9 protein-coding genes are annotated in these 11,629 nt (G+C 60.7%); 7 read left to right on the forward strand and 2 right to left on the reverse strand.

From position 1 onward, the window contains the following. The 7 genes from AABE10_RS09485 to AABE10_RS09515 all read left to right on the forward strand — a co-directional run bounded on the left by AABE10_RS09485 (position 1) and on the right by AABE10_RS09515 (position 4,850). Positions 1 to 780, forward strand: coding sequence for a DUF6708 domain-containing protein (locus AABE10_RS09485; RefSeq protein WP_342932983.1), 780 nt, complete (start codon positions 1 to 3; stop codon positions 778 to 780). 201 nt (positions 781 to 981) lie between these two features. Further along, positions 982 to 1,662 carry a DUF6708 domain-containing protein gene (locus AABE10_RS09490; protein ID WP_342932984.1) on the forward strand — a complete coding sequence of 227 codons (681 nt, stop codon included), beginning with the start codon at positions 982 to 984 and terminating at the stop codon, positions 1,660 to 1,662. Between the two features lie 102 nt (positions 1,663 to 1,764). Next, on the forward strand, positions 1,765 to 2,544 hold the full coding sequence (locus tag AABE10_RS09495; RefSeq protein WP_342932985.1) for a DUF6708 domain-containing protein: 780 nt from the start codon (positions 1,765 to 1,767) through the stop codon (positions 2,542 to 2,544). Continuing rightward, complete coding sequence (locus tag AABE10_RS09500; protein ID WP_342932986.1) at positions 2,519 to 2,647, forward strand: hypothetical protein; 129 nt, start codon at positions 2,519 to 2,521, stop codon at positions 2,645 to 2,647. Before AABE10_RS09495 ends, AABE10_RS09500 begins: the two co-directional genes overlap by 26 nt. Next, entirely contained in the window at positions 2,647 to 3,471 is an 825-nt protein-coding gene (locus AABE10_RS09505; protein WP_342932987.1) for a DUF6708 domain-containing protein, read from the forward strand. The genes AABE10_RS09500 and AABE10_RS09505 overlap by 1 nt, the downstream gene beginning before the upstream one ends. Positions 3,472 to 3,538: 67 nt before the next feature. Beyond that, the gene (locus AABE10_RS09510) at positions 3,539 to 3,796 is read left to right on the forward strand and encodes a PAAR domain-containing protein (protein ID WP_342932988.1); all 258 of its coding nucleotides are present in this window, start codon (positions 3,539 to 3,541) and stop codon (positions 3,794 to 3,796) included. Positions 3,797 to 4,559: 763 nt separating this feature from the next. Next, entirely contained in the window at positions 4,560 to 4,850 is a 291-nt protein-coding gene (locus AABE10_RS09515) for a hypothetical protein (protein WP_342932989.1), read from the forward strand. Positions 4,851 to 5,979: 1,129 nt separating this feature from the next. Here the strand turns inward: AABE10_RS09515 and AABE10_RS09520 are convergent. Both AABE10_RS09520 and tssM read right to left on the reverse strand, forming a co-directional pair. Then, positions 5,980 to 6,915: a hypothetical protein gene (locus AABE10_RS09520; RefSeq protein ID WP_342932990.1), complete on the reverse strand. Its 936-nt coding sequence runs from the start codon at positions 6,913 to 6,915 to the stop codon at positions 5,980 to 5,982. 698 nt (positions 6,916 to 7,613) lie between these two features. After that, positions 7,614 to 11,615, reverse strand: coding sequence for a type VI secretion system membrane subunit TssM (tssM, locus tag AABE10_RS09525; protein WP_342932991.1), 4,002 nt, complete (start codon positions 11,613 to 11,615; stop codon positions 7,614 to 7,616). Between the last annotated feature and the right edge of the window lie 14 nt (positions 11,616 to 11,629).

Genomic DNA, 11,629 nt, shown 5'->3' on the forward strand with positions numbered 1-11,629 from the left:
GTGAGCAAACAACCGCTGCTCAATCCCCCCGCGCGCGGGTGGCGACGTGACCTGCCCGAACCGAACGACCGGCCGGACGCAACGCCGGGGCTGTTCATGTGCGCGCCGAATCACGTTGATGATATTTATTTGGAGCTGCCGCGGTCCTATCTGGACATGCGTGGGCTCCTCGTATGGCTTGTCTTGATTACGGCCACGTATCCTCTCGCATTGGTATGTCTTCTGTACGACAAGTCTAATAGCGTAACAGTTGAAGACGTACTGTTATTCACCGTAATCGCAGCACTTGGTATCTGGATTTGTTCCGGAGCACTTCGTGCTGATATTTCTCCTCCGCGCGATCTCCCGCTTCGTTTCAATCGTGTCCGTCGGAAGGTCTACGCGTACGAGTTCAAGGCGATCTGGTGGAACCCGTTCACGCGCTGGCCGGTGCGAGCAGTTGCATATAACTGGGACGACGTTCGTGCCGAAGCGTGGTCTCAGGGCGGCATGGCGGGTAGCGGCGTCTATTTCTCGAAGTCTGGCGTGGTGCTGTCGGTGGTCAAACCAGGCACCAACGAAGTAGTGGACCGTTTTCAACTACGAGCCAAAGCCAATGACGAGAAAGCATGGGCGTACATCTGTACGTACATGCAGCAGGGGCCACAGGCCTTACCACCATCAAAATGGAAGCCGCGTGACTGGAACAACGAGCCTACGATGAATCTCGCACGCCTTCTGGCGCCGAAGGTGAAGTGGCCGGAGGAGATGGACGTTGAGTCGAGAACGGCCACGTCATGAAGGCGGTCACGACGTCGAGATGGCGTCGGTACATGTGAAGTACTACCCCGACCGGCTAGACGAGTATGGTTTTGCGGAACTGACGGTTCAGGAGAAATTGTGATCGCGAGCAAACAACCCCTGCTCAATCCCCCCGCGCGCGGGTGGCAAAGTGACCTGCCCGGACCAAATGACACGACAGATGCGACGCCGGGACTGTTCATGTCCACACCGAACCATGTGGACGACGTCTATCTCGAGTTGCCACGGTCATATCTGGATTTACGTGGCTTGGTAATATGGTTCGCTCCCCTCTCCGTCGTCCTTCCTTTTTTAGCATCGTTGCTTATATTCGATGCATTTAGTGGAGTACTAGAGTTCCTCGCATATATGTCGGGTTTTGAATTGCTGGGTATTTTCTCTGCATTCTTATTTTTTAGACTTGATGCTTCCGCTCCCCGAGATCTCCCTCTCCGCTTCAATCGGCTTCGTCGAAGAATGTATGCGTACGAGTTTAAACCGATCTTGTGGAACCCCTTTGCGCGCTGGCCAGTCAGGGCTGCCGCCTATGACTGGGACGATGTTCGTGCCGAGGCATGGTCTCAGGGAGGCATGGCGGGCAGCGGTGTCTATTTCTCGAAGTCTGGCGTGGTGCTGTCGGTGGTCAAACCAGGCACGAACGAAGTAGTGGACCGTTTTCAACTACGAGCCAAAGCTAATGACGAGAAGGCATGGGCGTACATCTGCACGTACATGCAGCAGGGACCGCAGGCCTTACCACCGTCAAAATGGAAGCCGCGTGACTGGAACAACGAGCCGACGATGAATCTGGCACGCCTGCTGGCGCCAAAGGTCAAGTGGCCAGAGGAGATGGACGTTGAGTCGAGAACGGCCCCGTCATGAAGGCGGTCACGACGTCGAGATGGCGTCGGTACATGTAAAGTACTACCCCGATCGGCTAGACGAGTACGGTTTTGCGGAACTGACGGTTCAGGAGACGCTGTGATGACGAACATGCGCCCACTGCTCAATCCCCCCGCGCGTGGATGGCGACGCGACCTGTCTGGCCCGAACGACCGGTCGGACGCGATGCCAGGACTGTTCATGTGCGCGCCGAATCACGTTGACGAAGTCTGGCTCGAACTGCCGCGCTCCTATTTGGATATGCGTGGTTTGTTGTTATGGCTATCTCCGTTGCCACTGCTTGCTCCGGTTGGACTAATTTGGCTGGCTTCGATTACGTTGGATGGTCTTAGTATCGATTTACTGCTGCTTCTTTTCGCCACTTTTGTTGACCTCTGGGCGGGACTCGTTGGTCTGCGAATGGATATCTCGCCTCCGCGAGATTTGCCGCTTCGCTTCAATCGCGCTCGTCGCAAAATCTACGCCTACGAGTTCAAACCAATCTGGTGGAACCCTTTTTCGCGCTGGCCGGTGCGAGCGGTTTCCTATGACTGGGACGATGTCCGTGCCGAGGCATGGTCCCAGGGAGGCATGGCGGGCAGCGGTGTCTATTTCTCCAAGTCTGGCGTCGTGCTGTCGGTGGTGAGGCCCGGCACGAACGAAGTGATAGACCGTTTCCAGTTGCGAGCCAAGGCCAATGACGAAAAAGCATGGGCCTACATCTGCACGTATATGCAGCAGGGTCCGCAGGCACTGCCGCCATCAAAGTGGAAGCCGCGCGACTGGAACAACGAGCCTACGATGAATCTCGCACGCCTTCTGGCGCCGAAGGTGAAGTGGCCGGAGGAGATGGACGTTGAGTCGAGAACGACCCCGTCATGAAGGCGGTCACGACGTCGAGATGGCGTCGGTACATGTGAAGTACTACCCCGATCGGCTAGACGAGTATGGTTTTGCGGAACTGACGGTTCAGGAGAAGCTGTAATGGCAAGTAATCAACCGCTGCTCAATCCTCACGCACGGGGGTGGCGACGCGACCTGCCCGGACCGAACGACCGGCCGGACGTAGCACCGGGACTGTTTATGAGTGCGCCAAATCGCGTCGACGACGTCTATCTCGAATTGCCGCGTTCCTATCTGGATATGCGGGGATTGCTGACATGGCTTACTCCGGCAGTATTGGCCGCATGCGGGTGGGCCCTGTTTGGAATCTTTAGTGACGCAGAGAATTTGCCTATTGGTTTTTTACTAGTCGCCGTTTTCTTGTTGTTATTGAGTGTGTGGGGTGGACTGATGTGGATTCGCATGGACATATGTCCCCCCCGCGATCTGCCGTTGCGTTTCAATCGTGTTCGTCGCAAGGTCTACGCGTATGAGTTCAAGGCGATCTGGTGGAATCCTTTCGTGCGCTGGCCAGTCAGAGCAGCGGCCTATGACTGGGACGATGTTCGTGCCGAGGCATGGTCCCAGGGCGGCATGGCGGGCAGCGGCGTCTATTGCTCCAAGTCTGGCGTCGTGGTGTCAGTTGTCAGGCCCGGCACGAATGAAGTGATCGACCGTTTCCAGTTGCGAGCCAAGGCCAACGACGAGAAGGCATGGGCGTATATCTGCACGTACATGCAGCAGGGTCCGCAGGCACTGCCGCCATCAAAGTGGAAGCCGCGCGACTGGAACAACGAGCCGACGATCAATCTTGCACGCCTGCTGGCACCGAAGGTCAAGTGGCCAGAGGAGATGGACATCGAATCGAGGACTGCCCCGTCACCGCATCACGCTACATGCCCTTCGAGCGGATCCATACGAATGTAAAGCATGCGCCACAATTCAGAAAATCATGCGGTAGCCGCTGCCGCATACCTTAGACACGGAGATCCTTATGCGTCATATCGTCCTGCTCGGTCATCGTCATCAGTGTCCTGAACATGGAGAGGGGGTTGTTACCAGCGCCTCGACCAGCCTGATCATTAACGGCAGGCCGGCTGCGGGTGTTGGCGACACGATCAGCTGCGGGGCGATCATCGAAAGTGGTGCACCGTCGGCTGCGTTCGGTGGCAGGCATGTTGCGCGCGTGGGTGACACGACGAGCCACGGCGGCGTGCTGGTTGAGGGCGACGAAGGCTTCAGTCTGGAATGACGGCGCAGGTCTGAATATGCCGGGCCGCCAACGTGAAGGAACACGACGCCTCTATCTCACTGGCGACGCCGCTTATGATCGCCTCAGGCAGCATGCGACCGCCTGCCGGATGAAGCTGCTGACGAAGCAGTGGGAGGGGCAGCGGAGTGCGTATCTTCTGGAGTGTCCGCGAGCGCATCGATTCACCCGCACTGCGCCTGTTATCCTGCGCGGTACAGTAACCTGCGCGGAATGCGAACGCGAGGCTGCCTGGCAGCGGTTCAACGCCGAGCTTCGGCAACGACGCTTCGTGTGCGAGGAGACGGTGTTTCCTGGCCTGAACGCAGAGTGTCGTCTCAGATGCCCAGCGGGTCACGTCTGGACGACGGCAGCGAAAAGCATCCTGCAAGGCCGTGGCTGTCCGGATTGTACAGACAACCTGCGTGCGCAGAAGCGCTCGGCCGGACTTGACCACTTGCGCAGGATCGCTGCCGGACGTGGTGGACGATGTCTGTCTGTGACCTACCTGGGTGACAAGGGTCTCCATGAATGGGAATGTGCACAGGGACATCGCTGGCTCGCCCGTAGCAAACACGTTGTCCAGGGTACCTGGTGCCGTCAATGTTCAATGCGGCGTTATGGGGACTCGAAACTTGATCCGGATGGACTTGATCGTCTGAAGGCGATTGCTGCGTCACATCTTGGGGTGTGTCTGGACGAGATTTATATAGGATCGCACCGGAAATACCGCTTCCGCTGCCAGAAGGGCCACGAGTGGCGGGCGATGGCCAATCTGGTGATCGTGGGCGGCACCTGGTGTTCACGCTGCGCGAACCTGAATAAAAGAGACACGCTCGAAAGAATGCAGGCCGTCGCACGCGAACGTGGGGGACAGTGTCTGAGTTCTGAATACCTGGGTGGCAAGGTGAAGCTGACCTGGCAATGCGACCTCGGTCATGTGTGGGACGCTTTACCCACCAACGTTGTGAACCGCCGCTCATGGTGCCCGAACTGTGCAAGGCTCCGCATCACGAAGAAGCCGCATCTGCGCCGGCGTTATGACGTCGATGGCTGACGGCATCAACGGCTGGCCGTCCGTGCGCCACACACCCGCGTGATCATGTCGATCGACATGGTCTGCGAGTCCCACGGAACCTGCGCGGTGGCCCTTGGCCAGTCATCAGGTCTTGCTACACCATGATAGGTACATCCCCTGAATTCCTCTTTCGCCTCTTTGCTACGCGTCGGCGTTCCCACGCACATTCGGGACACCAGCTGCCTCGCCATACACTGTTGGCCTCCGCCTTCCAGCGATGCCCTTTCTCGCATTCCCATTCGAGCTTCCCATGCGCGCCTGTATAAGACTCGGAAACGCAAAGCCCACCGCGTGAACAGGCGAGGTCTCGCATCTGTTCAATCGTTCTCGTTCGGACCTTGACGGCGCAGCGATGGCACCATTGGCCTTTGGCGATCCTGAACCAGGGGGCGGACCATGTATGTCCTTGCGCGCACTCCCACCAAAGCGGTGTGTATTTGTCCACGTAGTCTGACAGGCACCGTCCTCCACGCTTTTGTGCCGCCTGCTGGATCTCTTCCTTCTTCGGCTTGATGCTTTCGAAGTGGCACCTTCTGCACCAGTCGCCACGCAAAACACCGTCCAGTGTAGATAGCCACTCGTGACCCTGCGCACAACGCCATTTCATTTTCGTGCGCGTGTTGACATACGATTCGGACAGACAACAGCCCCCTCGCTTCCCGGCGATCGCGCGCGCGTCTGCGAGGCTGTAAATCAGATCGCGGTCATAGGCACAGGCTGGGCACCACGAACCGAGCCGCAGCATACGCATCAGCATCGGAAAGACGTGCCCCTGTTCACAGCAAAACTTGAGTGCTACCTTGTGTCCTTCGTATCGTTCCGACGTGCAGAGTCCGCCCCACGCACGAGCCACCTGCTGGATGCCGCAGTACACATGCTGACGGTAGTCGGGCGAAGATGTTCCTCCTGGCCCTGGGAGCGCTTCAAGGGCCGCCTGTACCCGTTGACGGACGGTCGCGGCGACAAGGGGGGAATTTACAGCGGTCCTGTTTGCTTTGCCTGGCACTTTCAACCGTACTCAATGTTGTGCTGACTATCGCGAGTCTTCCCGGCCATATCAGCGATCGAGCCTGGAATGTTCATGAGAAACGAACCGACGATGTTCGCGTCAACCATCATTACCTGATGCAAGCCGGTCAGCGCGCACGAGGGTAGGCATGACAAAGATCAGCTTGCGTTGCGTGGCGGCCGGGCCATACGGTTGCATGCGAAAGTGTCCGCGTCGCCAGTGCGCCCGGACCTCGTGATCGCCGCTGCCTGTACCGCGACAGGCAAGGTCGCCAGTGAGCGCGGGAGGGCCGATCACGTAGCGGTCATATAGCTGTTCGATTGCTGCAAGCCGTTGCGAACGTTTGCGTTTGCCCAGTCCCGCGAACGTGCGGGGCGCCGTGGTATAGGGGCGTTCGTGCGTGATCCGTACAGAGTCGAGCGAGAGATACAGCAACATCTTGATCACATAGTCGAGCCACTGCTGCCAGAGCTTTTGCTGATTCGGGGAAAGGCCAGGCAGCTGCATCACCGCCTGCCTGATCGACGTGGTGCTATCGCTGGCGTCGATGCGTACGTACTCGATCAGCGCCGAATGCGACGAGATGGGGTCCTTGTGCCATACCACACAGGTCAACCAGCGCTCCGACGGAAGGCCGTGCTTCGTATTGCCATGTTCGAAGACGAGCATGGATTCGAAACCATCGCTGCGTTGCTGCATGGAGGGTTCCGGTACGATGCACAGCGCTGGTGTCGGCAGACGCAACTGGCCGAGGGGCACATCGGCGGCGACATCGGACGCGTCGAGCAGCTGATGTAATGCTGCTGTGGGCTCGTAGAGCGCGCCGTTGCGCAGCCAGAAGGCCTGGCTGTAGATGCTGTTACGTGCCACGCCCACGATCAGGGCGCCGGTACCCATCGCGCCGTCGAATTTGCAATACCGCGCGATGAAGTTCTCCAGTTCATGCGCGAGCTTCGTGGGGCTGTACTGTAATCCGCGAGTCTTGCCGACAGGAGGACACCATCGCCGCCGGCGGCCCGGCGTGCGGTGGCCCATGCTTCGATGGCGCCCGTTGCCCGATAACGTACGGGGACAGGCATGCGTTCGTACTGGATATCGATTGCCTGCAGCGATCGATACATGGCGTCTTCGATGGCCAGATCAACAGCAGTCCGTGAACGGCTGTCCAACGTATCGGACGGCCAGATGGGCGCCGGTGCGTTGCACGTGATGCACTCAAGCGCCGACGACCTGTTGGCTGATGCGTCCAGCAGGATATCCACCATGTCGATCCGCATCGCGCCAGGCAGCCACGCGACCAGGTGATCCCAGGCCAGATCTACGCGAACTCCGCCCAAGGTCGCGGTCATGATGCGGGCGTGCTGTGGCTCGATCGCGCACCACTGTTGCAGATGCGGCCAGATCGCACGCCACAGATGGTCGAGCACCCCTTCTGCGTGATCGCCTGGATTGCCGACCTCAGGCGTATCGAGCAACATCGATACGCCCGGCAGGAACCCGTTGCACCGGACGGGACATCCACCAAGACTCCACGAACTGGCCAGCGCCATCTTGAAGAGTATCTCGGGGGTGTGCCGGTCGCGATCGTGCAGCACGATATGCGCACCTTCACGAATTTCGAAGTTGCCCGGCTGGCTGAATGTATTCCGTGCAACATCATCGCGGCCGGGACCGGGTCGATCAAAAGCGGGGAGCGTGCTCATCGTGTCTGGAGCCGGATGGTGGATAGGGCGTCACTGAGCTGTGTTCGAAGGCGCCGCAGCGGATCGTGCCGCCGGCGGCAATCCCGGCGGCGGGCCGCTGTCGGGCAGACTGAACATCGGCATCGAATTCGGGCAGTGGAACGTGCTCAGCACGTCGCCCGTGAGAGGATTGGCGACGCTCCCGGCACTCGCGATATCGAGCACGGCCTTGCGCCCGTCGAAGTCGAACGCGACGCGCGTGCGGCCGGGCGTGGCCGTCTGGATGATTTGCCCTTTGCGCAACAGACGCATTAACGCCCAAGGACCGTCACTCGCGACCGTCGAGGTCTCGAGCTTGATGCGCGGGCTCGCGGTGAGTTCGGCATGCACGCCGCCGCGCGGGCCCGGCCAGTTCACCGGGAACGGTGCGACGGGTCCGTGCTGGTACTGCGTGCTCTGGCCATCGATGTCGATCGCGAGTGTGGTCACGGTCGGATCGAGTTCGGGCACCCGGACATCGGCTTTCCACAGGAGCTGCTTGCCCTGATCGCCGAAGAACACATCGCGGATCTGCTTCGCGTGCTGGAACGGTTCGAGATCCGGACCCTGGACAGGCTCCGTCGCGCCGGGCAGGGTCCTGTAACGCCAAGGTTTGGCCGACGTATCGACGAATGGCGCGAGGTTCTTCGTGAAGAAATCGTCGATCACGCCGCCCTGGGCAAACACACGCGTGAAGTCGTCGATACTCACGTCGCGTGCACTTTCCGGTGCGAAGGGGTAATTGCCCTCGACGGTCAGCCGGCAGGTATCACTCACCACGGCCTGCATCTGGCGCGACAGCAACTGGCCGATGCCCTGATTGACCTCGTGCGAACCCTGCACCGAAAGACCGAGCAGCACCTCGCGAAACGGTGCGGGCATCGTATTTGCCGCCATTTTCAGCTTCGCCGCGGCGTCGTTCGCAGGCGGCATGCTGTTGTTCGTGATCGCATTGTCCGCGACCGTCAGCGCCGTGTAGTAGTCGTTGAGCAGGCTCGTCACGCCATCGAGCCCGCTCTTGCCGGCTTGCGCGTTCGCCTGCTGGTTTGCTGTCGATGTGTCGCCGTTGCCTGTCACCATTTCGCGCAGCGCGGCGAAATGGCTGTCGACGAGTTCCCGCTCGATACGTTCTTCGGCGCGGATGCCAAGCGCCTTGTCCGCTTTCTGGCTGAGCTGGTCGGTGGTCTTCTGCAGGAGCGAGCCATCACTGGTCGCCATCGATTGCGTGAGCGTCGTTTCATGGACAGCCGCGCGGGCGAGCCGGGCCAGGGGCGAATCGGGCGCCGCGAACTGGCGCAGCACCTGCAGGTTAAACGCGAGGCTCGTCCCCGCGACAGTGCGGATGTCGCCGAGATACGCATCCCACTGTTGCGCGTATTCCGTCAGGTAGAGCCGGCGGATGGCCTCCGTCAGCGGATCGTCGGTGCCCGTCACCGTGCTCACAATTTCAGCCGTTTTTTTTTGAGCCTCGCCCAGATACGAACGTCCCATCACCCAGGCGTCGTCGTCGCGTGCTGCCTGCACGAACTCCGGCAGCCGCTTGTCGAACAGGTTGCGATAGCCGTCGAATGTGAAGAGGCCGGGCACGCCGCGCGAGAGCGGGGCGCCGCTTGCCCGCGTGAAGACGGTGCCCGCCTGCGGGCCCACCGCACGCAGTAGCGTGAACTCGTCGGGCGCCTCCTTCTGCATATCGGCCTTGGCCCGGTCGTAGAGACGCTGCGTGGCATTGCTGGCATCGAGAAAGGCACGAGGCTGCTGGATCAACGCGTCATTGCGGATCAGCGGCGACTGGACGACGCGCTCGCCCGAGAAGAGCTGCTCGACGTGCTCGATCATCGATGCGCGTCCCCCAAAGATCGATGCGCTGTCGTTCTTCGCCCAGTCGTCGAGCACCCACGCCTTGATGTCGGTTGCGTTGAACTTCGCCTTGTCATAGAGCATCAGGTACACGCGCAGCGCGTCATACGCGGCTTTGGCATCCTTGTTCGCCATCGACTGCGCAATGACATCTTCCAGCCGATGGACGATCGATGGCAGCAGCAGGTTGTCCTCGAGCGCACGATACGTTTCGCGGCTCGCGTCGACCACGCCCGGCGCGCTGTACAGGCCATAGCGGAAGCGGCTGTCCGGGTCGGACAGGTCGAGGCCCGTCCAGGTCGGCAGATAGCGCGATTCGCTGAGCGTGTCAGGGACGGCCTCCGGCTTCGGGTCACGATAGAGCTGCGCGACCTTCGCGGCGAGCGCCTGTGTCTTGCGCGCGATAGCGTCCAGATAGTCGCTGTTGTTGCCGAAACTCAGGCGCATGCCGATCGCGAGCCACACAAACAGCAGCAAAGCGAGCGCATGACCGAGCAGACGCAGCAGACGGAAGCGGTATTCCCAGCGCAGGTTCGGACGTACCAGATGGGCTTCGGGAATGACGACCCTGGTAAAGAGGTCATGCAGGAAATAGCCCTGATGGCTGTCCGACTCGTTGACGGCGGGCCCCAGCGAACGCTTCAGGCCGGTCGCAAGGCGCTGAACGATCGTGCGCGGTTCGGCCGTGACTTTCTCGCCGTGCTGCAACGCGCTCGTGAAGTACACGCCGCGCAGCGTCGTCTGAAACTGGGTGTCGTCATAACGGGAATCGAGCACCAGTTGCGCAAGCAGTTCGGCCAGAGGCGCGGTGAGTGCCGCAAATGCCTCGGGCAGGACGGCGAGGCGCCGGCGCCGGTCGATGTCGTACTCGTCTTCCAGTCGAGTGTTAACGCCGCTGGCCAGACGCGTCGTAAGCTGCCTGAGTTCATCGTCGCAGCGGGTGGCGAGACTGCCTTGCGCGCCAGCGTCGGTCAGCGGCAGCGTGAAACCCCACATCTGCGCGCGATGCTCCTCGGTCAGCGATCCGAAGTAATCCGCGAAGCCGGGCAGACGGTCCATCTGCGTGATCATCAGATAGACCGGAAAGCGGATGCCAAGCGTGCTGCGCAGGTCAGCCAGCCGTTCGCGCAGCGCATCGGCCTCGGCCGCGCGGACTGCGGGGTCCGGCGCCGTCAGAACGTTGACGCTGATCGCAAGCACGGCACCATTGATCGGCGCGCGCGGGCGGTGGCGGCGCAGCAGACCGAGAAAGCCCTGCCATTCGTCTTCATCGATACACTGACGCCAGTCCGCTTCACTGATCGGGGCTGTGCTCGAGCTGGCAGATGCGCGTGCGCTCGCACGATCCGTGACCTTCCTTTCATCGGTTTCCTGTGTTTCGACGGGAGCGGGCAACGCTTGCGTCGAAGCGCCGTGACGGGTGTAGTAGCCGGCGGTGTCGATCAATACCGCATCGTTGGTCAGCCACCAGTCGACATTCTTCGTGCCGGGTGGAGCGCTCGTCGTTCGCGGCGCCGTTCCACCGACCGGAAACGCCAGTCCCGCGTTAAGCAAGGCGCTGGTTTTGCCGGAGGCCGCCGAGCCGAGCGTGATCACCCACGGCAGTTCGTACAGATAGCGCGTACCCTGGAAGAGCCGCCCGACGCCGCGCGCGCCCGTACGCATGGACCTGAGGCGCGCCAGCACACTATTGAAGCGTGCCTCGATGTCCTTCAATCGTCCAGCGGCGGGCGACGCCTTCTTTTCGCCGCCGAACGCGAGCGCCTTCTTGAGGAAATCGTCGTCGTCGCGCATTCGCTGCCATAGCCAGTACAGCCCGAATGCTGCAAAGAGCGCGATTACGACCGCAATGGCGATGACACGTGCCGCGACAGACGCTAAAGGCTCGACGTGCCCGAAGCTGAGCAGCGGCCCCGCGTACCAGATCAGCAGGCACAGCAGCGCGACGAACACAACGATGGTCGACCGGCCCTTGAGCCAGAGCAGCACGCCAACGAGCAGCAGCGCAATCACGAGAATGCGCATGCCCACACTCGCGAGCGGCTTGAGTCCGCCGAACGCAACAAAGGGTCCGAGAAACCAGATCACGAGTCCGAGGACCACCAGCGCCAGGAACGCGAGGAACCAGCGCGATACCAGAAACGACAACTTCTTCATCCTTGAATCCCGAT

Origin of the sequence: Paraburkholderia diazotrophica (genome assembly GCF_038900755.1) — a bacterium.
Lineage (GTDB): Bacteria > Pseudomonadota > Gammaproteobacteria > Burkholderiales > Burkholderiaceae > Paraburkholderia > Paraburkholderia diazotrophica_A.